The organism is Sutterella wadsworthensis 2_1_59BFAA (assembly GCF_000297775.1).
Classification (GTDB): domain Bacteria; phylum Pseudomonadota; class Gammaproteobacteria; order Burkholderiales; family Burkholderiaceae_F; genus Sutterella; species Sutterella wadsworthensis_A.
The window spans coordinates 118,248-143,260 of sequence record NZ_JH815520.1; the positions used below are offsets into that span (position 1 = coordinate 118,248).

A 25,013-nucleotide genomic window follows, 5' to 3' on the forward strand; every position below is an offset into this window, starting at 1 on the left:
GAAGGAGCATACAAAACTGGCGGAGCTTTCGAAACTTAATACGCCGTTGCTCAAATGCTATCTCATGGGAGACGAGCTTCGACATCTCTGGAGTTTGGGAACACGCGGACAAGCAATTGCTTTGGTTATGGACTGGATTCACCGAGCCACTCACAGCAGGATCAAGCCCTTGGTAGATTTCGGCAAGAACCTCAGGCGCTATGTGCAGGGCATCATTGCAGCCGCGGACTTTAAGATCAACACCTCTGTACTTGAAGGTGTCAACAATAAAATCAAGCAAATTAAGCGACGAGCTTATGGCTTCCGAGACGATCTGTACTTTTTCTTAAAAGTCAAGGCCGCGTTCCACGGACTTCCGAGATGAACCCTTTTTTAGTGGTCATATGACCATCAAAGCGGCAGTTTGGAGTGCACAAAAAAAATCAAATCCTCACCAAGGGTTGGAGTCAGGCGCACGCTATGCTCCATTGATCTCCGCAGTCGTTGCCTCGCCGCGCCAGCCGACCCTATGCAGGAAATAAAATTAGATACTCTTTTAGGGTTGGGTTTGCTAGAATGGGTGCACTTAACCAAATTCAGGGATATGTCACACCATGGCTCAAAATGACCTGCATCTCCAAAACTTTTCGGATCTGATTTGGAGCGTTGCCGATATGCTCCGGGGATCGTTCCAAGAAGATGACTACGGGGCGATCATTCTTCCGTTCGCTCTTCTGCGTCGAATCGAATGCGCACTAGCGCCTACCAGACAAGCCACGGTTGCACAGTACGAGTTCCTGCGCAGTGCCGGCATGCTCTTGGAATCGCATTATTCCGATGCATTGAAGAAGGTAACGGGAGCTCCGTTCTTCAATACGACCAACATGACTCTGGACATAATCGGCGCAACCAATACCAGATCCGATATGGATGCGTATCTTGATGGCTTCTCTTGCAATATCCGTGAGATTTTCGACAAGATGAACTTCAGGAATATCTGCGACCAGTTGCAGGCCACCGATCACCTTTACGCCACGATTCAACACTTCAAGAATCTTGATTTGAGCCCGGCAACGGTTCCAACGCGCGTCATGAGCAACATTTACGAAGAGTTGATCTGGCGCTTTGCTGCAACTAAACACAAGCAGAGCAAGGAGTTCTTGACGCCTAGAGACATTGTGCGTCTAGCTACGACGCTGGTGCTTGAAGCCGATGATGGGCTTCTGACTTCTGACAATGGACAAATTCGAACCGTTTATGACCCTACTTGCGGTAGCTGCGGATTCATCAGCGATGCCATCGAACTGATCCAAGAGTACGCAGACCGAAGTGGTGCCAAGTATCCCCCGATGCTGCTCCCTTATGGTCAGGAAATCGCGCCAGTTTCCTGGGCGATTGGCAAGGCCATGATGTTGCTTCAATCCATGGTCGATAATTCAAGCAATTCGAATGTAATTCCAGTCGATAAATCAACTGGAATTAGCTTGGGCAACACACTAATTGACGACAAGCATCAGGGTGAGACATTCCATTATGTCTTTTCAAATCCGCCCTTCGGGATGGATTGGGCCAAAGAATATCCTGTCGTATCCAAAGATCTGCGTTTTTCCGCTGTTGGTTTGCCCCCGAAGTCTGATGGGTCGATGCTCTTCCTAACGCATGTAGCCAAGAAACTTGCTGAGGATGGCAAAGGTGCGATTGTCTTGTCTGGATCCCCGCTCTTCACTGGCGGAGCAGGATCTGGCAGCTCGAACATTCGTCGTTGGCTGTTTGAGTCGGATATTGTTGAAGCAATTGTTCAGCTTCCTGGGAGTTTGTTCTACAACACTAGCATTCAGACATATCTGTGGTTGTTGAACAAGGCAAAGCCCGCACACAAGAAGAACAAAGTTCAACTCATCAATGCTTCGGATTTCAAGACCCTTATTCGTAATATTGGTAGCAAGCGTTACGTCATTTCCGATAAAGACATTGAAGCCATCGCCCGCGAAGTTGCCAATTACAAGGACTCTGAAATCAGCAAGGTCTGTGATTATCGAGACTTTGGCTATCGTGCTGTCACGATTCAACGTCCGTTACGCGTGAAGTGCGTCATCTCTGACGGAAATATTGCGATCCTACTTGCTCATAAGGCTTTGAGCAAAGTGTCAGATGCAGATCGAGCCCAGATTCGTAGTGAACTTGAAACGTCTTTGGGCGATGAAAAACCGTTCTCTTGGATTGACTCTACCTTTTCTGCTCTGAAAAAACAGGGGGTGAAGCTCGGCGCACCTGTACGAAAAGCATTCATGGAAACCTTCACTATCGAAGATCCTGAAGGAGAAGTAGCCAAGGATGCGAAGGGAAGCGTTATCTCTAACGCCTCAGCAAAGCAAGTGGAAAACATCCCTCTTGGTGAGGATATTGACGCCTATGTTACACGTGAAGTGCTTCCGTTTATGCCAGATGCATTCGTCGATCCAACTGTCGCAGATCCTCAGGATAACGTGAGTGGAATTGTTGGATATGAAGTGAATTTCAACAAATATTTTTACAAGCACACCACGCTTCGGAATCCTGAAGATATTGCTGCAGATATCAAAATTCTAGAAATTGAAACGACTAAGCTGATGAAGGAGTTGTTTGAATGATCGTTCAATCTAGAAGCTCTTTGAAATTCACTCTTCCCAATGATTGGACGATCTCTCGCCTTGGACTTTTCGGAAGATTTATATCTGGCTCAGCATTCCCTGATCAATATCAAGGAAAGACTGATGAAGAAATTCCTTTTTACAAGGTCTCCGACCTCTCTAGAAGCACTGATGGTATTCATCTGCCTGAACCGCAACATACTATTTCGGAAAATACCAGACAAATTTTGAAGGCAAGGCTAGTGCCTGCTGGAGCGATTGTTTATGCAAAAATTGGGGCAGCTTCGCTACTAAATCGTAGACGAGTAACGACCCGAATTTGTTGTATTGATAATAATATGACTGCTTATATTCCTGATGCAGTTCAGGATAATTGGGCATTTTTGTGGCTTCGTTGTTTAGATTTCGGCGCATATATGTGTCCTGCAACAGTTCCGTCTATCAGCGAAGGGATCCAGTCAGATCTCCCACTTGCCATTCCGCCAAAAGAATACCAACAAAAAATCTTTTCACATTTAAATGCTCTTCTACCCAAAATCGAAGCAATAATTTTACAAACCAATAAAGAGCTTGCTCTGCTTTCCTCCTATCGCCAATCTCTGATCGCCCAAGTCGTGACCAAAGGCCTTGATCCGAATACTGAGATGAAAGATAGCGGTCTTAACTGGCTTGGCAGCATTCCTAAAGATTGGCGGATATCAACAATTGGAAAAGTGATGGATGTCACGCTAGGAAAAATGTTAGAAAATAAGAAGGCCAATGATTCCTACACTTTAGAAAGATATTTATGTGCAGGCAGTATTGATTGGGGTGGAGTGAAGCAAGATTACTTCAAACACATGTGGTTTTCTCCTGCAGAAAAAAATGCTCTACTGCTTAAACCTGATGACTGCTTGATTGTCGAGGGGGGAGCGGGGTTTGGTACAGTCGCTTTATATAAAGGTGAAAATTACCCGTGCTATTTTCAAAATTCTATTATTCGTTTGAGAGAGCATGGTAAGGTATTGTCGAGATTTGCAAAATATTGGCTACATATAACTTATGATTCGTATTTGGATACTGTATGCAATAAAGCTACTTTTTCTCATTACACAAAGGAAAAGGTTTCTGCAACTCCGATACTTATTCCTCCGCTGAATGAACAAGAAGAAATCGTTGATTATCTTGACAAGCGGGCCGAAGCAATTGATGCAGTATCAAAAAAACTGGAAAATATTACAGATAAGTTAACAGAATATCGGTCTAGCTTAATCAACGCCGCAGTCACCGGGAAACTGAACATAGAAGAGGTCACACATGGCGAATAAACCCGTAATTCACGAAGGAGCAAGTGGAACCGTTGTTATCTATCAAGATGATGCGGAGAAAATCCGTGTCCAGGCTCTTCTGTATGACGAAACGCTGTGGTTGACGCAAAAGTTGTTGGCCGAGCTTTTCGACACCAGCAAGCAGAACATCTCTAAGCATCTGAGGCGCATTTTTGAAGACGGAGAACTTATCGAAAATTCAGTTGTCAACGATTTGTTGACAACTGCCTCGGATGGCAAGAGTTACCGGACGAAACTCTACAATCTGGATGCTGTCATCGCAGTCGGCTACCGCGTTAATTCGAAGCGTGCGACCTCCTTCCGCATCTGGGCAACGCAGATCCTTCGCGAGTACATCGTCAAGGGGTTTGCAATGGATGACGAACGTATGAAGAATCCGGAGTATTTCCTTGGTAAGGATTACTTCGACGAGATGCTTGAACGCATCCGCGACATTCGCTCCAGCGAACGCCGGTTCTATCAGAAGATCACCGATATCTACGCTCAATGTTCTGTCGACTACAACCAAAATGCTGAGATTACTCGCCGCTTCTTTGCAACGGTACAGAACAAGATGCATTGGGCGACATCTCGTCAGACAGCGGCGGAAATCATCTACTCGCGTGCCGACCATACAAAGCCGAACATGGGACTGACAACATGGAAGCATGCGCCGGAAGGCCGGATTTATCAGGCAGATGTCACGATTGCCAAGAATTACCTCGGCAGCGAAGAGATGGAAAAGCTCAACCGGTTGGTGTCGATGTACCTGGATTATGCAGAAAACCAAGCCAAGAAGGGCATTCCGATGACCATGGCCGACTGGGTGAAGCGCCTTGACGCCTTCCTGCAGTTCAACGAAGAAGAGTTGCTTCAGGACCCTCAAGGGAAAGTTTCCAAGGCTGTGGCAGATGCCTTTGCCATTAAGGAATATCAACTTTATCGGAAAGGGCTTCTGGAAAGCTATCAATCCGACTTCGATCTATTTGTGGTCGAACAATCGTTGAACGAAATCGAAAAGCTGGCCAAGCCATAAAGCAGGACCACGACAGAGTTTGAAAGAGACAGGGTTAAAAAGATGATCAGCAATGCCGACCATAAAGAAAAAGCGTTCGAGAATGCAATTGTGCAGGGGTTTGTGCGCCAGGGATGGCAGCATTCTTCCAACGACTCTGGGTTTGATCCCAAGACAGGGTTGTACGCGCCAGACTTGTTCGCGTGGATGGACGCTACATATCGAGATGAATTCGAACAATTCAAACAGACAAATGCCAAGTGGCAGGAAACGTTTCTGAGTCGAATTGAGCAGTGTCTTATCCAGAAGGGAACGCTTCGTACGCTTCAGGATGCCGTCGGCATTACAGGGATGCCATTCTTCAAACTCAGCGAGAAGGAACCGGAAAACCTTGAAAATCACGCGGTGGTTGAGCGCTATGGCCACAATATCCTTCGTGTGATGCAACAGGTTCATTTCCGCGTCGAAACGACTGAATCGATAGATTTGGTGTTCTTCATCAATGGTATTCCTGTTGCGACAGCTGAAGTCAAGACGAACTTCACGCAGGACATCAATGACGCCGTGGAGGAATATCGCAGGAATCGTCATCCGAAACTTCACAAAACGGGTTCTTACAGCGCTCTGCTGAAACCGGGGCGCGGCGCAATTGTGCATTTCGCAATCAGCGAAACGGATATTCAGATGACGACGAAGCTGGAAGGGGAAACCACCCGCTTCCTTCCCTTCAACATGGGCAACGATGGCCATGCCGGCAACCCTTCCGCTACCGTGGACAATCCTTATCCGGTGTCTTACTTCTGGGAAGTCGTCGGGCGTCCAAAGACCTGGTTACGCCTTTTCCATTCGTTTGTGTTCACTGAAGCACATCGGGTCCAGACGCAATTTGGCAATTGGAAAACCGATAATAGGCTGATTTTTCCTCGCTACCACCAGCTTCGTGCCGTCACCAAAATTGTGGATGATGCGATTGAGTATGGAGTTGGCAGGAACTATCTGATCGAACACTCGCCCGGTTCTGGCAAGACCAAGACAATCACCTGGACGGCATTCCGCTTGACAGAAATTCGTGAGCCGAATGGTAAAGCCGTATTCGACACGATTCTGATCATCACGGATCGCACCAACCTCAACGACCAACTCTTGGCCGCCGTAAACGGCTTTAATCGCACGCCTGGGCTTGTTCAAGGCATAGACCGCAAGGCAGGTACGTCCAAGACCGCATCCCTTCAGAAAGCGCTTGAAAAGGGCGTGCGCATCGTTGTCGTGACCATCCAGACCTTCCCGTTCGCGATGGAGCAGATCATTCTCAATGAAAAGCTTCGCGATCGTTCGTTCGCCGTCATTATTGACGAGGCTCACAACTCTCAGAGCAGCACCAGCTCTTCGAAGCTCAATGCTGCTCTAGGGCTTGCAGGCAAGCAGACAACAAACCAGTCCCTTGATGACTTCATCGAGACCATTCAGAAGTCGCACAAACGTCCCGCCAACGTATCCTTCCTAGGGTTTACGGCTACGCCGCGACATCAAACGATGATGTTGTTCGGTCGTACTGAGGACGGTTCTCCTGTCAATCTGACATGTCCGGGTGAAGAAAAGGTTGTGAGCTTCGACCTGTATTCCATGCGACAGGCTATTGAAGAAGGTTTCATCATTGATGTCCTCAAGGGGTACACACCCTATGAAGAGGCCTGGAAGCTGGAACATTCAAATCCCAAAAATCCATTAGTGAACGAAAGGGATGCCAAGAGATCCATTGCAAAATGGAAGAACCTTCATCCCACGAATGTCAGTCAGAAAACCGATTTCATCATCAACCATTTTGTTCGTAATGTCGCTGGGCTTCTGAATGGTCAGGCGAAAGCCATGATTGTGACCAGCTCACGTGCTGCGGTCGTGCGCTACAAGATGGCTTTCGATAAATACTTTGAAACTCATCCCGATCTGAACAAGGTGCCGGCATTGCGTCTTGGTGTGCCCATCGCCGCGTTCTCTGGGGATGTTCAGGGAACGGATGTCATTCATGAAGCAGATCGAGAACAAGGCTTTACGCTGATCGACCCGGAAGCGGTGTTCAATGAGGAAAATCTCAATCCTGAAATTCGAGGGGCTTTGGAAGAAGCGTTCGATAAGGAGGAATATCGCCTGATGATTGTGGCCAATAAGTTCCAGACTGGGTTCGACCAGCCGAAACTTTGTGCCATGTACATCGACAAAGCTCTCGGTTCGGAGATTGAAATCGTCCAGACTTACAGTCGCCTCAATCGCATCTATCCCGCCAAGGACGCGGTTTTTATCGTTGACTTCGTGAATCAACCGAAGGATGTACAGAAAGCATTCAAGAAGTACGATGCGGGTGCGACCGTCAATGAAATCCAAAATAGCGATGTGATCTTCTCTTTGAGGGAGTCCGTCCTTGCTGCTAGTGTCTTCACTGAAGCCGACGTTACCGATTTCAAGGCTTCGTACTATTTCAGCAAGTTGCGCACATTGGTTGAAAACAAGAAGAGCAAGGATGACCATGCGGTGTTGAATCGCATTTTCGAACCCTTGGCGACGAACTTCAATCTGCAGTTGCGTGAATGCTATGAAGGATGCAGCCTGCTGACTGCACAGCTGGAAAAGGATGAGGAAAGCGGCAATGAAGCTCGTATTGCCGCTACGAGAGAGGCCTTGGAAGAGCAAACGACGGATCTCAATCTTTTGGAAAACTTCCGCAAGACGCTCAACAAGACGGTTAGTACCTATAACTACTTGGCTCAAATGGTGGATTACAACAATCCCGACCTAGAAGTCTTTGTCGCTTTCTGCAGCCTCTTGTCGAAGTATCTCAAGCATGCTCCCAAGGAAGAGATCGACTTGTCTGGTGTGCTCTTAACGAATTACACGATTCGTCAGCTTCCTAAGGACACGCCGGAAGAGGCAGAAAAGGACGCGACACCGCTAAAGCCCATTCGCGATACGCCCCATGATCCACATCCGGAAATGCCCGAACATCTGAAGACGATCCTGGAAAAGATCAGTAACTTCGCAGGCGACATCATAGGCAGTGAGGACGCTGTCCGCTATTGTTGCAGCATCACGAAAAAAATGCAGGAAAACGATCAGGTAATGGTTCAAGTGCTGAACAATGACTCTGAAAGTGCCCGTAAGGGACTTCTGGAGCCTGCTGTGCATGGTGCAGTCATTGATCTTTTTGATCAATACAAGAAACTCACGCAGGCTGTCATGCTTGACAACCATAAGAAGGACGAATTGGTAGACATAGTGCTTTCTTTGTTGAAGACCAAGACGACCGAAACTCAGTTGCGTGGAGCATGAAGCTATGTCAGAAGAAGCGAATAGCCTTGACATGCCTGGTCGGGTTTTGGATCTTGACGGCATTGTCGTTACAAATATTGTTACCGATCATATTGCGAAACGAACCGTTCTTTACGCCACGACCAACTTTGAGATTCCGAATACATGTCCGGATTGCCATGTGAATTTGCATTCACATTCAAGCAAAAAGGTTTGCATAAGCCATGCGCCGATGAGCGGGTATCCCAGCCAGATCGAGTTGATCAAACATCGGAAGCGATGTCCTAAATGCGGGAAGGTCTTCAACTGTGGGGCTCTGCCTTTTATGGCGAATAAGAGAAACATTACGAAGGCGCTCGTTCGTAACCTCATAGAATTTGGCATGAGAACAACTTTTCTTCATGCCCAGGAACATTTCGGGATTTCAGACAGTACGGCTCAACGAGTAGTCGCTGACTATTTCGGCGAAATGGATAAAAAACATAAGTTTGAATTGCCGTACTCTTTGGGTCTGGATGAAGTCAAAATTGGCAAGACGTTTCGAACAACTGTGACAAACCTGCAAAAGCGTACGTTGGTAGACTTCCTTGAACGACGGCAGGGGGATTTCTTAAAGGATGCGTTTGAGAAGCGTTACTCAGAAGCAGAGCGCGCGAAGGTTCGCTGGGTGTGCACGGATATGTACCGTCCTTTTGAAAAGCCGCTTAGAGCATTGTTCCCGAATGCCGAATGGGTTATTGATCATTTCCACGTTGTCCGGTATGGAAACGAATGCATTGAAGAAATCCGCCGCTCTCTTCAAAGTCAGATTCCGGAACGTAAGCTGGCTAAGGGGATTAAAAAAAGACTCCGCTACACCCTTCTGAAAAGACAGAAAGACCTTACGGAAGATGAACGTCAAAAAATAGATGCGATTAGCGTATTCGTCCCAGAGCTGAAGATTGCCTACGGCATCAAAGAAGATTTCTTCGAAATTTACGATCAGGGCAATCGTCAGGATGCGGAAGCAGCATTTGCCAATTGGGAGAGCAACCTTCCCACAGAATCGGTTTACGACCCGTTTCGGAACGTAGCCAACATGGTTCATAATTTTTATGAACCTATTTTCCGGTATTGGGATTCGAACGGTCTGACCAACGGATACACCGAATGTGCTAATGCGCTTGCGCGCGCGGTTGATCGCCGTGCCAGAGGCATGCGTTTCAACATGCTTCGAGGCATGCTTCTCTACAATCCGAAAGCGCTTGCTGACGGTACTATCGGAAAGCGCGAGTACGGGGCAAAGTTGGATTACAAGCCCGATCAAGACGACAGCCAAACCTCCATCACAAACAATGCGCTCAAGGAGCACGTCGTCGCTTCCGGAGCGCTGATGGAAGGAGATCAGGATGAGAACTGACGAATACCACGCGACGGATCTGCTCGAAACCGGGGGTAGCCTCGAAGCAGTCATAAAACTGATCGACGACAATGCTCGGGCCAATACGGAGTGCATGCTGGCCTGTGCAGACTCTGGCGGCGGCGAAAGCGGAGACGCCTCTCTTCAATCCGAAAAAGCTCTCGAAGAACTTTCCGACGAAGAGCTTCTGGTGTTGGGAAAGCATGCTGAACTTTTGATTCGTCATGAGCTGGTTATGCATCCTGGTTGGCGTCTGCTCGCTGCATATGCTCATCTAGAATTTTCTAGAGCTCAGCAAATGGAGGCGTGTCTCCAGGTCATGGCCGCACGGGTTGAGAAGTTGAAACGCGAACTTGATGCACGGCAGTCTGCTCATAAATAACGAATAACACGTTACATGTTATCGAAGGCTTCACGTACATGATCGCCACAGACTCTCGCACAGACAAGCAGCCTCTGGACAAACTCAGCGGCCTCGTAGAGCGCGTCACTTTTCACAACGAGACGAACGGCTACTGCGTCCTTCGTCTGAAGGTAAAAGGCGAACGCGACCTTATCACGGTGCTTGGCCATACACCCTCCGTAACGCCAGGAGAGTACGCATCTGCGTCGGGCATCTGGGTGATGGACAAAGAGTACGGACGACAATTCCGCGCTCAGTTCCTACGCATCCATGCGCCTACGACGCTTCACGGAATCGAAAAGTACCTCGGCTCTGGCATGGTGAAAGGCATCGGCCCCTTCTGCGCTAAGACGCTGGTCTCGGCCTTCGGGACCGATGTCTTCACCGTCATTGAAGAACAGCCTGAACGCCTGAAGGGATTGCGAGGCATTGGACCAAAGCGCATTCAGAAGATCACATCCGGATGGGCAGACCAGAAGGTCATTCGGGAAATCATGGTATTTCTGCACAGCCATGGTGTGAGCACGTCGAAGTCTGTTCGCATCTACAAGAAGTACGGGAAGGATGCTGTCAAGACCGTCAAGGAAAATCCGTATCGCTTGGCCAAGGACATCAGAGGCATCGGCTTCAAGTCTGCCGACACCATTGCGCAGAACATCGGCATTGAACCTACCTCTCCTATTCGCGCTCAAGCGGGCGTAGCCTTTGCCTTGTCGGAAGCCTCAGGCAATCAAGGCCACTGCTGCCTGCCACGGCCCTTGCTCATAAGTCAGGCGTCAGAGCTTCTGAACATCCCCGAAAGCGTTATCTCTAACGCTATCGACCATGAGATTGACGAAGGCGAACTGATCGAGGCCGATTTCCCAGTGCAAGGGTGCATCTATTTGGCTTCGCTCTATCTCTCGGAAAAGTCTGTCGGACGCAACTTGAGGGAGTTGGTCAAAGGTACACCGCCGTGGCCGAACATCGACCCGGAGAAGGCAATTCCATGGGTGGAGAAGAAGCTCAACCTCACCCTTGCCGCAAGCCAGCGGGAAGCCGTAGCAGCGGCTCTAAAGTCCAAGGTGATGGTCATCACCGGCGGACCAGGCGTAGGCAAGACGACGATCGTGAGGGCCATCCTCACTATTCTTCGTGCCAAGGGCGTCAATATGATGCTTTGTGCGCCCACCGGACGTGCGGCGAAGCGCCTTTCCGAGTCGTCCGGCATGGAAGCCAAGACGATTCACCGGCTCCTTGAGATTGATCCTGCCACGATGGAGTTCAAGCGCAACGAGGATAACCCGTTGGACTGCGATCTGCTCGTAGCGGACGAGTGCTCAATGGTTGACATTCCACTGGCGAACAACCTCATCAAGGCAATCTCATCGAGGACGGCGGTCATTTTCGTTGGCGACGTCGATCAGTTGCCGTCTGTCGGGCCCGGTGCATTTCTTTCCGACTTGATCGAGTCGAACGCCGTCCCGGTCATTCGGCTTACAGAAGTCTTCCGACAGGCTGCGACCTCTTGGATTATCAAGGCCGCGCATCAAATCAACGCTGGCAGAATGCCGGTCTTCCCGAGCAAGGAAGAGAAAGGCGATTGCTACTTCCTCTCGGTTGAAGACAACGAGCAGATGCCTGAAATCCTCACCGGCCTGGTGAGGACACGCCTGCCGAAGGCATACGGCGTGAATCCCATCAAGGACATCCAAATCCTTTGCCCGATGAATCGTGGAAGTGCCGGTGCCCGCACGCTCAACGAAGTTCTCCAGCTTGCGCTCAACCCTCCCACAGAAGCGTCCGTTCTCAAATTCGGCACGAAATTCTCTGTTGGCGACAAGGTCATGCAGATCGAGAACAACTACGACCGCGACGTGTTCAACGGCGACATCGGCTTTGTGACGCGGCTTGACGCTGAGGAAGAAGAGCTAACAGTTGACTTCGACGGGCATGAAGTTGTTTACCCCTACGGAGAGCTGGACGAGCTTGTGCTCTGCTATGCCACGACCATTCACAAGTCCCAGGGGAGCGAATATCCGATCGTGATATTGCCAATCACAATGCAACACTATGTGATGCTCAAGCGCAACCTCATTTATACGGGCGTGACGCGCGGGAAGAAGCTGGTGATCCTCGTCGGTCAGAAGAAGGCGTTGGCAATGGCGGTTCGGGGAAAGCAGACCATTACGCGAAATACGGGCTTGAAGCACTGGCTCCAGAACGAGAATCCAACCCAACATGAGTTTTGACGGTTATCGCGCACAGCTGGAAGTCCGTAGGATCGATCAGCGTGGTTACTGAGGCATGACGACCTGACTTCTTGGCCACTTCCAACCCAAATTGACTTTTCGGACTCGAATCGACAGCACGATTTTCAGGGGGGCAAAAAAATCGAGGTTGGACTTGACATTTCAAATCCAACCTCAAAAGAGTAATACCCGATTTTCCCGATGTCCCGCCGTCCCGTCGTTCCGCTCTCCTTCACGCGTCATGGTGATGCGTCCCGTCCCGCCGTCATTCTTCTGCAGGGACTCGGCATGGCGTCGAACGCCTGGCCCGCCGAACTCGTCGATGCGCTTGTCGAGACGGGACTTCAGGTAGTGCTGCCCGACAACAGGGACGCAGGAAAAAGCCCGCGCGTGACGGGCGTTCGCGTCAGGGATGTCGAGGTGCTCGGCGCTGTGGCGAGAACGCTCGCGCGCAGGAAGGTTTCGGCTGCCTACGATCTTGACGACATGGCGGACGACGTCGTGGCGCTCGCCGACGGTCTCGGCATCGGGCGCTTTCACGTCGCGGGCTTTTCCATGGGCGGGATGATCGCGCAGACGCTCGCCCTGCGTCATCCCGAGAGGATTCTCTCGCTCGCGTCGCTCTCGTCCGCGACGGGCAATCCCGCCACGGGCCTCGGCAGGCTCGGCACGATCTGGAAGATCATCCGCCCGAGAGGACCCGCGCGGACGAAGGAAGAGGCGAGGGAGGAGATGCGGGAGATCCTGCTTGCGCTCTCGGGGCCCGCCTTTCGCGGCGACGTCGAGGCGCTCGAGCGGATGCTCGACCGCATCGAGGACACGCCGCTCGACATGGAGGCGACGAAGCGGCAGCTGCTTGCGATCCTCGCGAGCGGAAACAGGTCGGAGGCGCTCGGGCAGATTCGGGTTCCGACGCTTGTCATTCACGGCACGGCGGATCCGCTGCTGCCGTTCGCGGCGGGCGAAGAGACGGCGGCCGTGATTCCGGGCGCGAGGCTCGAGCCCGTGGAAGGCATGGGCCACGAAGTGCCTGCGGCGCTCGGACGGCGTTATGCTGAGCTTGTCGCAGGGAATGCGGCTCGGGCCGAACCGAAGGGGGGAGCCTGATCAAAGAGGCTTGTACCAAGAGGCGCGGGCGTCGCGGCGAAGCGGGCAGGTCTCGACGAGCCTCCTGACGGCGTCGGCGAAGGCCTCGGGCGTCTTTGACTTGAAGATCTCCTTGGCGGGGCGCTCGCTCTCGTCATAAAGGGCGAGCTGGTAGAACCAGTATTCCTTCATGCGCATCATGGCGTTCTTGAGGCTGCCGAAGGCGGCCGTGTAGCTTTCGAAGAGATCGCGCCGGAAGTCGTCGAGCTCGGCTTCGGTCGCGGGCTCGCCACCACGGATCTTGCGAAGCAGCGCGGGGTCGGCCATCAGGGCGCGGCCTATCATCATCTGGTCGATGCCCGGATAGCGCTCCGTCATCGCGACCGCGTCGGCGGGCGTGACGACGTCGCCGTTGTAGCCCACCTTCATCCTGAGGCTCGGATAGAGGCGGTCGAGCGTCTCGAGGCGCACGCTACCCTTGTAGTGGTCGCTCTTGAGGCGCGGGTGCACCGTGAGGCGCTTCATCGGAAAGCGGTTGTAGACGTCGACGAGACGGTCGAACTCGTCCTCGGAGGCCCAGCCGAGGCGAGTCTTCACTGAAATCGCGATCGGAAGGTCCGCGCTGAAGATCTCGTCGAGAAAGCGGATCATGGCCTCGGGCTCGCGCAGAAAGCCCGAACCCTTGCCCTTGGCGACGACTGTGCCCGCGGGACAGCCGAAGTTGAGGTTCACCTCGTCGTAGCCCATGTCGGCGAGCGCCTTCGCGGACCAGAGGAAGTCGGCCGTGCGGCGCGTCAGAAGCTGCGGAACCGCATGAATGCCCGCATTGGCCTCGGGCGCGAGCTCGCGCATCTGGCGGTCCGTGAACTGCGGCAGGGTCGTGGGCGTCACGAAAGGAATGAACCAGTCGTCCGCGCCCGTGAAGTGGCGGCTGAAAACCTGCCTGAAGACGAAGCCCGTGAGGCCCTCCATGGGGGCGACGGCAAGCGGCGGAACGATCGTGGCGGACATGTCGGTTTGCTTTGGAAAAAAGATTGGAAATGGATGCGTGGCTGATGGGATTCGGGATTCTACCCGATCGGCGCCTCGGGCACGCATTCGGGACGGTGCGGCGGACCGGAATGAGGAAGGGGAGGCGAAAGGCGACCGGTGCGTCGAAATTGGGGGTGTTGCGGATGAAAAAACGAGGAGTTTCCCAACGGTTCTTAAATGACACATTTGTTGACGTTCTCTCCGCCGTGAACGACGGAGATTCTCTACTGTGTCAGCAGCATGCGCTGCTGATCACTTCGGTGGATTCCTGCTGCTGATTCGGCGCCGGTTTTTTAGACCGACCCGGATTCACTTGAGCCTGAGCATTCTTCTCAGACTCCCCACAGGCTAACGAGCTTCGTCCGCGCTCTTTGCTGTTGATCGCAGCCACGACGTCCGCGTTTCCCTGATGTCCGCAGGAGATGCATTTGAACAACGCCTGCGTCTTGCGATTGTCTTTGGAAACACAGCCGCATATCGGGCAGGTGCGACTTGTATTCTGCGGCGGCACCGTATGAACGTGTCCGCCCAGTCTCAACGCCTTCCATTCAAGCTTGTTGAAGAAAATCCCCCAGCCTTGATCGAGAATGGAACGGTTGAGACCGCTCTTTTGTGCAACGCGACTGCCGGGCTCCTCAACAGTTCCCTTCGCGGATGCCGTCATGTTCTTGATCTTCAAGTCCTCTCTGAAAATTTCTGCGTGGTTCTTGCAGATTTCCAGCGAGACCTTTTCGATGAAATCACGACGGACATTGGCGATATGCTGATGAAGCCTTGCAATCGCGGCCTTCTGTTTGCGCCAATTCTTCCCGAACTTCTGCATTCTTGCGAGCCTGCGCTGCATCCAAGCAAGCTTCTTAAGCTGCTTCTTGAGTGCGCCGCACGGCTCGAAGAACGTGCCGTCGGAAAGCGTGCAGAAACGGACGCATCCCATGTCAATGCCGACACTGTCGCCGGCATGCTTGGGAGGTTCCATTTCGTACTCGGTCTGGATGGAAACATGCCATCCGTCGGCTTGTCGGGAAACCGTCACGTTCTTGGCTTTGCCTTGGATGAAGCGGCTTCGCTTGTATTTGACCCAGCCGATGCTCGGCAGATAAATCTGCCGCCGTCCTTCGTCAATCTTGAAGCCCTGCGGGAAGCGGAAGGAGTCCGTGGTCACGAACTTCTTGTGCATCTTCGGGAAGGTCGACAGACCTTTGAAGAACTTTTGGAAGCCGCCCATCAGATCCTTCAGCGACTGTTGGAGAACCTGAGAGTGCGTTTCCCTCAACCAGGGATTCTGCTCCTTCCAAACCATCAGTTCGGAGCAAAGCTTCGAATAGCTGATATGGAAGGCGGGATCCGCTGTTCGGCGCTCTTCGTTCCAAGCAAGCCCTTGGTTGTACACCCAACGCGTACAACCGGCGAAGCGGGACATTTTCCTGTCTTGAGCTCCGTCGGGTTTCAGTTTGAACGAAAAGCCTTGGCGAATAATCAAGCCTATATGATACTAGCGTTCATCGAAAAACCCGCGGCTTATATCTCCGCCCTGAACGGAGCTTTACGCTGCAATTTGGTAAAATCTTCGGCCTGTACACAACAGGCGGCCGCGGAGCGGTCCGGCAGAGCGGATTCCGGCATCGGAGGAGGCTCCCGGAATCACCGCGGCGGACTGCGGACATCCGACACAACCACGCTGCGCAGCGCCCGCGGGGCATGCTGCGGCAGGAGACAATCCCATGAACATTACCATCGGTCTGGCGCTTCTCGTCGTGTGCGCCACCGTCTATGCGCTCATCAAGCGCTATGAAACGCGACTCGTGCTTCTCACCGCCGGTCTGGTGATGACCCTCATCGCCATGGATCCGATGGCGGCCTTCAAGCAGTTCGATAAGTCGATGACGAACGGCTCGCTCATCATCGCAATCTGCTCGGCGCTCGGCTTTGCCGGCGTCATTTCGCTCACGGGCTGCGACCGTCACCTCGTCCGTCTCCTCACGAAGCCGCTCGGCAAGCTCGGCATCTTCCTGCTTCCGGCCTGTATCCTCGTGGGCTTCGTCGTCGCCACCGCCATTCCGTCGATGGCCGGCATGTCCGCCGCCGTTGGCCCGACGCTCATCCCGCTTCTCGTTCGCGCGGGCTTCCGTCCGGCCATGGCCGCCGCTGCCGTCGCCTCCTGCGTGATGGCCGGCTACTTCAATCCGGGCGTCTCCCACAACCCGTTCATCGCCAAGCTCGCCGGCATGGAGGTGATGGAGTTCGTGGGCGGGTACGCCAACGTGACCTTCATGGTCTGCGGCTGCCTCGTCGTCCTGATGACGGGCGTCTGCGTCGCCTACGGCGACTTCAAGAAGGGCGGTTTTGAAGACGCCGCCCAGACCGAAGAAGAACATCAGGACGAAAAGGTCAACGTGCTCTGCGCGCTTGCTCCGCTCGTTCCGGTCGCTCTGCTTCTGGGCTTCTCCTTCTACATTCCGTCCGTCAAGATCTCCGTTGCGACCGCCATGCTCATCGGCATGATGTACGCGATGCTCGTCACCCGCGCCGACCCGCAGAAGACCATCTCCAAGTTCTTCGACGGCATGGGCAAGGGCTACGGCAGCATCCTCGGCATCATCATTGCCGCCGGCGTGTTCGCCTCCGGTCTTCGCGCCACGGGCGTGATCGACCTCTTCGTCAACTACCTGACGCACGCCAATGAAGTCGCCAAGATCGGCGGTTCCGTCGGCCCGTACGTCTTCGGCGTCCTGACGGGCTCCGGCGACGCCGCCGCGTTCGCCTTCAACGAAGCCGTCACGCCTCACGCCGCCGAATTCGGCATGAAGATCGACGGTCTGGGCTACCTCGCCATGATCGCCGCCGGCCTCGGCCGCATGTCCTCTCCGCTCGCGGGCGGCCTGATCCTGCTCTCGGGCATCGCAGGCGTCTCCCCGATCGAAGTCGTCAAGCGCACGGCTCCCGCCGCCATCATCACGCTCGGCATCCTGTACTTCCTCGTCTAATTCCGGACGTCGGAACCCGCCTCATCCACGAGGCGGGACGGGGGGCTGAAAAAAGGATCCGCGGTGAAACACAAGTGAAGGGCCCGCAGGCTTTCCAAAGCCTGCAGGCCCTTGCTCTTTCCATCCCCGTCATCCAGGACTCATCCATCGATTTTCGCGTCCCTGAGCGCCTTCATCCTCGAGAGCACGGTGCGGGCCGCAGCGCCCGCGTACCCGCATCCGCTTGCGGCGAAGGCCGCGAGGCACCAGATGGTGGAGCCCGCGCCGATCCAGTTGCCGAGGAGCCCGGCGAGGACGGGAAAGACCGACTTGCCGAGGTTGAGCGCCATGATGCGAAGGCCGATGGCTTCGCCGATGCGCTCGGGCGGCGAGAAGAGGTAGACGAGGGACATCATGTTGGGAAGTGACGCCCCGAGGCCGAGCCCGAGCACGAAGGCGGCGCCCATCATGGCGCCCTGGGTGGTGACGAGCGGCATGACGGCAAAGGCCGCCGTGGCGAGCAGGAGCGAGAGCACGATCATGTGCCACTCGAGCACGACCTTGAGGAGGAACGGCGTCACGAAGCGCACGATGAACGTGGCCGCCGCGAAGCTCCCGAGCACCCAGCCGATTTCGGAGGGCGTAAGCCCCACGCCCGCGGCGTAGATCGGGATGAGCAGGTTGCCGACCTCCCAGGCGATCGAGATGATGACCGAGGCGACGAGCACGGCGCGCATCGGGCCGTCGCGCAGGAAGTCCGCGGCTGACCCCTTCGTGCGTCCCGCCTCCGCCCTGACGGCGCGGGGCCTTGCCTTCATGACGATCCCGAAGGCGGGCACGAAGAGGAGCACGGAGAGAATGAGGGGCGCAACCGCGCTCCAGACGTAGACGGCCGTGTAGGAGAGCCGCTCGATCACGTAGCCCGCGACGACGGGGGCCGCAAGGTTCGAGCTCGCGGTCGTGAGCGAGAGCGCCGTGAAGGCGAAGCGGCGGTTTTTCGGCGTCGTGACGTCGCCCGTGAGGCGCTGGATCACGACGTTCGTGAGCATGAAGGACAGGCCCGTGAGGACGCAGGCGCCGAAAAGAGGCGCGATCCCGAGGTCGGATGCGGGAAGCAGGATGGCGCAGCCCGCAGCCGCCATGACGGAGAGCCGTGAGGCGAGCATCGGAGCGCGCGGACCCGAACGGTCGAGCCAGCGGCCCGCGGCGATCGCAAGGAACATGGGCCCGAACGAGATCGAGGCGAGCATGAGGCCCACCTCGAAGGACGAGGCCCCTGCATGAATGGCGTCAAGCGTCGCGGTAAAGCGCAGCGACGTGCACGCCGTGTGCATCAGAAGCGTGAAGAGAAGAAGTTTGAGGAGCGCTGCCATAGAATTGCCGCGAGGGAACATCCGCCTTAGGCGGGGGTTATTGACGTCTGCTTCAATCTTTCGCGTGTCTCTCATATTCTACTCGGGAGGATCGCCTTTCCCGACCGGGGCGGGCTTGCAAATGAGAGTCACCCTCAGGCGGGTGAGCCGCTAAAATGACGGGAGGCAGGGCGGCGCGCGGTGCGCCGTCCGCAAAAGACGTGAAAGGTGACGAATGCTCGCGAACCCTCGGCAGACGGCGGACGACCTTGCGGAATGGATCCGCAGGTATTTTGAAGAGAACGGCCCGAAGTGCAGCGCCGTGGTGGGGCTCTCGGGCGGCAAGGACTCGACCGTGACGGCCGCGCTCTGCGTGAAGGCGCTCGGCGCCGGGCGCGTCGTGGGCGTGCTCATGCCTGACGGCGTGCAGGCCGACATCGAGGATGCGAGGGAGATTGCGCGCGTGCTCGGCATCAGGATCGTCGAGGTCAACATTCATGCGGCGGTCGAGGGCCTCAGGGGCGCGCTCGAGGCTTCGCCGGGACTGCTCGAGCTGTCGGGCACGGACGGCCTCACGCGGGACGCCGCGATCAACATGCCCGCCCGCATCCGCATGACGACGCTCTATGCCGTCGGCCAGATGCTCCCGCAGGGCGGGCGCGTCGCCAACACCTGCAATCTTTCCGAGGACTGGGTCGGCTACTCGACGAAGTACGGCGACGCCGCGGGCGACTTCAGCCCGCTCTCGCACCTTCTCGTGCACGAGGTTCGCCAGATCGGCCATGCGCTCGGACTGCCCGGGTCGCTCGTCGACAAGACGCCCTCGGACGGCCTCTCGGGCTCGACCGACGAGGAGCGCCTCGGCTTCACCTATGCCGTGCTTGACCGCTACGTGCTCACGGGCGAGTGCCCCGATGAGGCAGTCAGGGCCCGCATCGACAGGCTCCACGCCCTGAACCTCCACAAGCTGCGCCTCATGCCGTCCTTCGAGCCGGCCGAAGACGCCCGCCTCGCATGACGGCGCCCGCGTCCGGCGACAAGGCCGCGAAAACCAGAGGCGAGCTCCTCACGGGGCCCGTCTTCCCGATGGTCGTCAAGTTCGGCGTGCCCACCATGGTGAGCATGCTCACGCCCGCCATCTACAACCTGACGGGGGCCTACTTCGTCTCGACCCTGGGTACGACGGCTGTCGCCGCGCTCGGCATCGTCTTCTCGCTCCACATGATCCTCGCCGCCGTCGGCATCATGACGGGACAGGGCTGCGCGAGCCAGACCTCGCGCCTCCTCGGTGCGGGCGAATACGAGGCCGCGGGCTTCATCGCGGGCACGGGCATTCTCCTCTCCGTGCTGGGCGGCGTGGCTATCGGCGTGCTGGGCCTACTCTTTGACGAGCCGCTCCTCAGGGTCCTGGGCGCGACGCCCACGATCATGCCCGACGCCGTGCGCTACGCCGAGGTTCTTCTCATCGGCTCGCCCGTCGTGTGCGCGAGCTTCACCTTCAACAACCTGCTCAGAAGCGAGGGCCTTGCCGTCGTCGGCATGCGCGCGCTGCTCGCGGGCGGCATCCTCAATCTTGCGCTCACGCCCGCCTTCATCCTCGGACTGGGCTTCGGCATCGAGGGCGCGGCCTGGGCCGCCGTCCTCTCCCAGGCGGCGGGTCTGCTCATCCTCGTCAATCACTACCGCAGGAAGGCGGGGCTCCTCAGGATCATTCCGCCCACGCTCGAGCGCTTGCGCAGGCTCTCGCCCACGATTCTGCGAAACGGCATGCCGAGCCTTCTGAGAAACGCGCTCGCAGCCGTCGCGGCCTCGATCCTCAACCTCACCGCAGGCGGCTTCGGCGACGCGGCCGTGGCGGCGATGAGCATCGTGGGCCGCGTGCTCATGACGGTGAACGCCGTGATGGTGGGCCTCGGCCAGGGCTACCAGCCCGTGGCGGGCTTCAACTGGGGCGCGGGCAACTACGCGCGCGTCAAGAAGGCGCTCGTCTCGACCATCGTCGCGGGCACCGCCTTCACGACGGCGGCTGCGATTCCGGGCTTCATCTTTTCGGAGAGCATCGTCTCGGTGTTCGCGGGCGGAGACCCCGAGGTGATGGAGACGGGCACGACGGCCATGCGCTGGGCGTTCGCGGGCTTCCCCTTCATCGCCGTCTCGATGATCGCCAACATGACCTATCAGGTCCTCGGCCGCCCCAAGGCCGCGTCCTTCCTCTCGAGCCTCAGGCAGGGCTGGTGCTTCCTGCCGCTCATCCTCACGCTCCCGGGATGGTTCGGCCTCACGGGCCTGTGCGCCTCCCAGCCTCTTGCTGAGGTGCTTGCAACCCTCGTGAGTCTCAGGTGGATTCGAGCCATCGTGCTCGAGGCCGACGACCTCACGGCGAAGAAGAACGCCTCGCGCAAGGTCTGAAAACCTCGCAGAACGTCGCGCGGCCTCTCCTCCATAGTGCGTAGTGGATTCGCTACGCCTGACTGATGCCGACCGAGGCGTGCTGGTCTATATTAAAGGGCAGGACAATCAACGGGGGGCATTCATGGCGCTTGACGTACTAGACGACCGATGCGAAGTGCTCGTGCTCGGCATCGGCAACATCCTCTGGGCCGACGAGGGGTTCGGGCCTCGCTGCGTCGAACACTTTCACAGGCTCTATGAGGACAGGCCTGAGGTGCGCGTCGAGGACGGCGGCACGCTGGGCTTTTATCTGATGAACCTCATCACGTCCGCGCGCCGCATCCTCGTCTTCGACTGCTGCGACTTCCACGAGGAGCCCGGCACGATGATGGTGCTGCGCGACGACGACGTCGAGCCATGGCTCACCACCAAGATCTCCCCGCATCAGACGGGATTCTCCGAACTGCTCGCCACTGCGGCCCTGATGGGCCGCGCCCCCGAGAGCCTGGTCGTCGTGGGTGTTCAGCCCGAAAGGCTCGACGACTACGGCGGAAGCCTTTCCGACACGCTCAGGAACCTGCTTGACGAGGCGGTCGAGCTCGGTCGTGCCGAAGTGGCGCGCTGGGGCTTTGATCTTGCCCGCCGTCCCGAAGGGGCCGAAGTCGCGCCGCTCATGGCCGCCTGCGTGGAGGAGGCGCCCTATGAGGAAGGCCGTCCCTGCGAGGCCGAGGCCTGCCGTATCGGCGACGAGCGCTTCCTCGTGAGGCCCGCGGGCGTACACGTCGAGGATCCGTCCTTCGAGAGAAAATGAGGCCTCCCGCAGGAGGCCCGCATAAAAAGGAGGCATGGCATGTGCATTGCCGTTCCCATGCGGATCGTTGAGGCCGAGGGCCTCTCGGCCGTTGCAAGGCGCGAGGGCGCGCCCGACCTGAAGGTCGACACGTCGCTAGTGGGCGAACTCGCGCCGGGCGACTGGGTGCTCGTCTTTCGCGAGAGCGTCATCCGCACCGTGAGCGAAGAGGAGGCCGAAAGGATCGGCCGAGCGCTCGCGTGCGTCTCCGCCGTGATGGCGGGCGACGAATCGGCGGCGGCCGAGGCCGCCGGCTTTGAGGACTTGACGGGCGAGCCTCGGCTCCCGCCGCATCTGCAGGCGCTCGTCGGAAAGAAAGGAGCCTGATCCATGGCAAAACCCAAGCCGCCCGTCGAGGCCGTCGTCGACACGGCCGTTCATCCGCTCTTTGCGCGCCTGCGCGAAGAGGCGGGCTTTGCGGAATTCTCGGGCGCCACGCTCGAGACGATGCTCGAGGCGCCCGGCCTCAAGATGGTCCTCTTTGCGGAGGATCCGAACCTGAGGCGCGAGACGCTCGACATCGCCGTGATCGGCCCCGAGCTCAGGAAGGCGCTCGGCGCCGCCGTCGCCTCGGGCTGGTACACGGCCGTCTCCGAGGGCAGGGCCCTCGGCGCACGCTACGGCATCCGCAAGTTTCCCGCCGTCGCGCTCTTCAGGGGCGCGGAGTACCTCGGCGCCGCCGAGGGACTGATGGGCTGGGACGAATACATACAGGCGCTCGTCGAGATCGGGTCCCGTGAGAAGGGCCCTTCGCGCACGATTGCGATCCTGCAGAAAACGGAAGATTGAGTTAGGAGATCCCCCATGTCCAGTCTGACTTTGGACGGCGCCGGCCGCTGGGCCGAGGTGCCGCAGCTCCCGCCCGAGGTAGAGCGCGCAGCCGCGCGGGCGCTCGTTGACTTTCTGCGCGAGGTCGAGAAGGCCGTGCTCGAGGCGAAGGCCGCCGGGCCCGAAGTCCTCGAGGAGCTTCACCGCGTCTGGGACTTCAGGAGCTTCGACCGCGCCTGGCTGCCCTTCATCCTGCCGATGCTCGGCAGCGGTGAGGTGCGCATCACGCTCCACGACGGGCTCGCCCGCATGGAGGAAACGGGCATTCCCGCCCTCTGGCGCCTGCAGATGGGCGGCCACGACTCCTTCATTCTCGGACGCATCCCGCGCTGCGTGTGGCTTGCCGCCCGGAGCGGCGAAGAGACGGTCGGCACTATCGTCAACAATGGCTCTGACGTCTTCGCGGCTCCCGCGATTCTGGAGGAGCTGCGCGCCGCACAGCAGAAGATCGACTGGTCGAGGCTCCCCGAGAGCCCCGCCCACATGGTCGAACTCACCAAGCAGCCGCTCTCGCCGGGCGACTCCCGCGCGATTCTCTCCACGCTCGGCACGGGCGACATCCGGGCCGAGATCACGGGCTTTGCGAAAAGCACGATCAACCGCACGGGCGTGCGCGGCATCTGGCACACGAAGATGCTCAACAATGCGGGCAAGCCGCTCCTTGACGCCTACGTCTGCGCGGTGATCCCGCCCGAGGTGGCCTCGCCCTGCGAGGCCTTCGACGACACCGTCGAGCGCTGCCGCGAGATGGTCGACTGGGTCGAAAAGGACCTCGAGCGCGGCGCCATCGGCGGAGAACCCGTGGAGGAGGCCCGATGAACGACAATGAAGTGAGCGACGACGTCCTTCCGACGAGCCTTTCAGGCTCGGACGTGAGCGACGGTCTCGACCGCCTGATGCGCGCACGCATCACGCCGGAGATGCACATGCAGTGCAAGGTGTGTTGGTTCGTCTACGATCCCGAAGAGGGGCTTCCCGAATTCGGCATCGAGCCGGGCACTCCCTTCAACGATCTCCCCGAGGACTGGACCTGCCCCGAGTGCGGCCATCCCAAGGCGAGCTTCATTCCGGCAGAAGGCTTCTGACGGGCGCTGCAGGGAAGAGGCGCATCATCAAGACTCATCGGGCGTCGCTGACAAGGCGGCGCCCGATGCATTTTCTGCGTTGTCGCGAGCTCCCGTTCCGCCTGATAAGATAACGAAACAGGCGTGGAAAACCACGCAGATTTCATTTTTTTTATGCCAGTCGACCGTTCCAACCTCACGGGCGTCGCGCTAGTCCTCCTCGCAGGCATTCTGTGGGGCGCGATGGGCACGTCCGTGCAGTATCTCTTTTCCTCGGGCGCCTTCGAGACGCCGCTCGAGCTCGTAACGCTGCGCCAGCTCTGCGCAGGCTCGCTCTTCGTGCTCGTCATGAGCCTCGTGCGCCCGCGGGCGATCTGGAGGCTCTGGACCGACCGCCGGATGGTGATCGACGCCGCCGTGAGCGGCGCGCTCCTCTTCGGCGCGCACAATGCGTTCTTCGAGTCCATCTACTATTCGAACGCAGGCACGGGCGCGATCCTGCTCGTGACCGTTTCGCTCTGGTGCGGACTCTGGAGCGCGATCGTGAACCGAAGGCCCGTGCCGCGGCTTGAGATCGCGTGCTTCCTGCTCGCTGCCGCAGGCGTCTCCCTCATCGTGACCGACGGCGACTTCTCCGGGCTTGTCTTCTCGCCGATGGCGATCGTCTGGGGACTCGTTTCGTCCTTCATGGCCGCCGCCTACAACATCCAGTCCAAGCGCCTCGTCGCCCGCGCGGGCGTTGTGCCCGCGCTTGCGTGGGGTCTGGTCTTCGGCGGCGTCTGGGCGTCCGTCTTCTGCAATCCGCTCTCGATTTCGGCCGAATGGACCGCGGCGTCCGCAGGCGCCTTCGCCTTTCTCGTTCTATTCGGCACGATGTTTGCCTTCTGGAGCTTTCTCGCGGGCCTGAGGCACGTCTCGCCCGTGGTGGCGGGGCTGCTCAACAGCGCCGAGCCGCTTGCGGGCTATTTCTTCTCGATGCTCTTTCTGGGCGACGTGCTCGGCTTCTGGCAGACCGCGGGCATCGCGCTTGTCATCGCCAACGTGGCGCTCCTGGCCTTCAGGAAGAATTGAGCGAATGCTTTGTCAACTCAACTTCATGAGATGGGCCGCCATCGTCATGCGCACCGGATGGGAAAAGGCCTGCAGGCTCCTATAATATGGCGCGTACGAAACACTCTGAGGA

The 25,013-nt window shown here is 56.9% G+C and carries 21 protein-coding genes; 18 read left to right on the forward strand and 3 right to left on the reverse strand.

The features are described from left to right. The 9 genes from HMPREF9465_RS10615 to HMPREF9465_RS10655 form a co-directional block, all read left to right on the forward strand. Positions 1-364, forward strand: a 364-nt coding sequence (locus tag HMPREF9465_RS10615; RefSeq protein ID WP_005436827.1) for an ISL3 family transposase, incomplete at its 5' end; no start/stop codon positions are given. Positions 365-593: 229 nt separating this feature from the next. Beyond that, positions 594-2,609, forward strand: coding sequence for a type I restriction-modification system subunit M (locus HMPREF9465_RS10620; RefSeq protein WP_038007707.1), 2,016 nt, complete (start codon positions 594-596; stop codon positions 2,607-2,609). Then, complete coding sequence (locus tag HMPREF9465_RS12925) at positions 2,606-3,916, forward strand: restriction endonuclease subunit S (RefSeq protein ID WP_005436831.1); 1,311 nt, start codon at positions 2,606-2,608, stop codon at positions 3,914-3,916. The genes HMPREF9465_RS10620 and HMPREF9465_RS12925 overlap by 4 nt, the downstream gene beginning before the upstream one ends. Beyond that, entirely contained in the window at positions 3,906-4,952 is a 1,047-nt protein-coding gene (locus tag HMPREF9465_RS10630; protein WP_005436838.1) for a virulence RhuM family protein, read from the forward strand. Before HMPREF9465_RS12925 ends, HMPREF9465_RS10630 begins: the two co-directional genes overlap by 11 nt. A 42-nt stretch (positions 4,953-4,994) precedes the next feature. Beyond that, positions 4,995-8,252 carry a DEAD/DEAH box helicase family protein gene (locus HMPREF9465_RS10635; protein ID WP_005436841.1) on the forward strand — a complete coding sequence of 1,086 codons (3,258 nt, stop codon included), beginning with the start codon at positions 4,995-4,997 and terminating at the stop codon, positions 8,250-8,252. Positions 8,253-8,256: 4 nt separating this feature from the next. Further along, positions 8,257-9,630, forward strand: coding sequence for an ISL3 family transposase (locus tag HMPREF9465_RS10640; protein WP_005436843.1), 1,374 nt, complete (start codon positions 8,257-8,259; stop codon positions 9,628-9,630). Further along, positions 9,620-10,012: a hypothetical protein gene (locus tag HMPREF9465_RS10645; RefSeq protein WP_005436844.1), complete on the forward strand. Its 393-nt coding sequence runs from the start codon at positions 9,620-9,622 to the stop codon at positions 10,010-10,012. The genes HMPREF9465_RS10640 and HMPREF9465_RS10645 overlap by 11 nt, the downstream gene beginning before the upstream one ends. A 38-nt stretch (positions 10,013-10,050) precedes the next feature. Continuing rightward, a complete protein-coding gene (locus HMPREF9465_RS10650; protein WP_005436846.1) occupies positions 10,051-12,264 on the forward strand; it encodes an ATP-dependent RecD-like DNA helicase in 2,214 nt (737 codons plus the stop codon). Between the two features lie 201 nt (positions 12,265-12,465). Further along, positions 12,466-13,371, forward strand: coding sequence for an alpha/beta fold hydrolase (locus HMPREF9465_RS10655; RefSeq protein WP_005436848.1), 906 nt, complete (start codon positions 12,466-12,468; stop codon positions 13,369-13,371). On the opposite strand, the gene HMPREF9465_RS10660 is transcribed toward HMPREF9465_RS10655, so the two are convergent. Together HMPREF9465_RS10660 and HMPREF9465_RS10665 are read right to left on the reverse strand one after the other, a co-directional pair. Then, positions 13,372-14,361: a tRNA dihydrouridine synthase gene (locus HMPREF9465_RS10660; protein WP_005436850.1), complete on the reverse strand. Its 990-nt coding sequence runs from the start codon at positions 14,359-14,361 to the stop codon at positions 13,372-13,374. A 253-nt stretch (positions 14,362-14,614) separates the two neighbouring features. After that, positions 14,615-15,862: an RNA-guided endonuclease InsQ/TnpB family protein gene (locus HMPREF9465_RS10665; RefSeq protein WP_038007713.1), complete on the reverse strand. Its 1,248-nt coding sequence runs from the start codon at positions 15,860-15,862 to the stop codon at positions 14,615-14,617. 241 nt (positions 15,863-16,103) lie between these two features. On the opposite strand from HMPREF9465_RS10665, the gene dcuC reads away from it, so the two are divergent. Next, positions 16,104-17,366: a C4-dicarboxylate transporter DcuC gene (gene dcuC / locus HMPREF9465_RS10670; protein ID WP_005436853.1), complete on the forward strand. Its 1,263-nt coding sequence runs from the start codon at positions 16,104-16,106 to the stop codon at positions 17,364-17,366. 140 nt (positions 17,367-17,506) lie between these two features. Here dcuC and HMPREF9465_RS12540 read toward each other — a convergent pair whose 3' ends face one another. Then, positions 17,507-18,718 (reverse strand): MFS transporter, encoded by a 1,212-nt coding sequence (locus HMPREF9465_RS12540; RefSeq protein ID WP_147645357.1) that lies wholly within the window; start codon positions 18,716-18,718, stop codon positions 17,507-17,509. Between the two features lie 214 nt (positions 18,719-18,932). Here HMPREF9465_RS12540 and nadE point away from each other — a divergent pair, with 214 nt between their 5' ends. The 8 genes from nadE to HMPREF9465_RS10715 all read left to right on the forward strand — a co-directional run bounded on the left by nadE (position 18,933) and on the right by HMPREF9465_RS10715 (position 24,901). Further along, positions 18,933-19,715, forward strand: a complete 783-nt coding sequence (gene nadE / locus HMPREF9465_RS10680) for an NAD(+) synthase (protein ID WP_005436857.1) — start codon at positions 18,933-18,935, stop codon at positions 19,713-19,715. Continuing rightward, positions 19,712-21,106, forward strand: coding sequence for an MATE family efflux transporter (locus HMPREF9465_RS10685; protein ID WP_005436859.1), 1,395 nt, complete (start codon positions 19,712-19,714; stop codon positions 21,104-21,106). The genes nadE and HMPREF9465_RS10685 overlap by 4 nt, the downstream gene beginning before the upstream one ends. A 124-nt stretch (positions 21,107-21,230) precedes the next feature. Continuing rightward, the gene (locus tag HMPREF9465_RS10690) at positions 21,231-21,899 is read left to right on the forward strand and encodes a HyaD/HybD family hydrogenase maturation endopeptidase (RefSeq protein WP_005436860.1); all 669 of its coding nucleotides are present in this window, start codon (positions 21,231-21,233) and stop codon (positions 21,897-21,899) included. Between the two features lie 39 nt (positions 21,900-21,938). Next, positions 21,939-22,265: a HypC/HybG/HupF family hydrogenase formation chaperone gene (locus tag HMPREF9465_RS10695; protein ID WP_005436862.1), complete on the forward strand. Its 327-nt coding sequence runs from the start codon at positions 21,939-21,941 to the stop codon at positions 22,263-22,265. 3 nt (positions 22,266-22,268) lie between these two features. Then, on the forward strand, positions 22,269-22,727 hold the full coding sequence (locus HMPREF9465_RS10700; protein WP_005436865.1) for a hypothetical protein: 459 nt from the start codon (positions 22,269-22,271) through the stop codon (positions 22,725-22,727). A gap of 15 nt (positions 22,728-22,742) precedes the next feature. Further along, entirely contained in the window at positions 22,743-23,585 is an 843-nt protein-coding gene (locus HMPREF9465_RS10705) for a hydrogenase expression/formation C-terminal domain-containing protein (RefSeq protein ID WP_005436867.1), read from the forward strand. Beyond that, positions 23,582-23,851, forward strand: a complete 270-nt coding sequence (locus HMPREF9465_RS13930; RefSeq protein WP_005436868.1) for a rubredoxin — start codon at positions 23,582-23,584, stop codon at positions 23,849-23,851. Before HMPREF9465_RS10705 ends, HMPREF9465_RS13930 begins: the two co-directional genes overlap by 4 nt. Positions 23,852-24,004: 153 nt before the next feature. Then, complete coding sequence (locus HMPREF9465_RS10715) at positions 24,005-24,901, forward strand: DMT family transporter (protein ID WP_005436870.1); 897 nt, start codon at positions 24,005-24,007, stop codon at positions 24,899-24,901. The last annotated feature ends 112 nt before the right edge of the window (positions 24,902-25,013 follow it).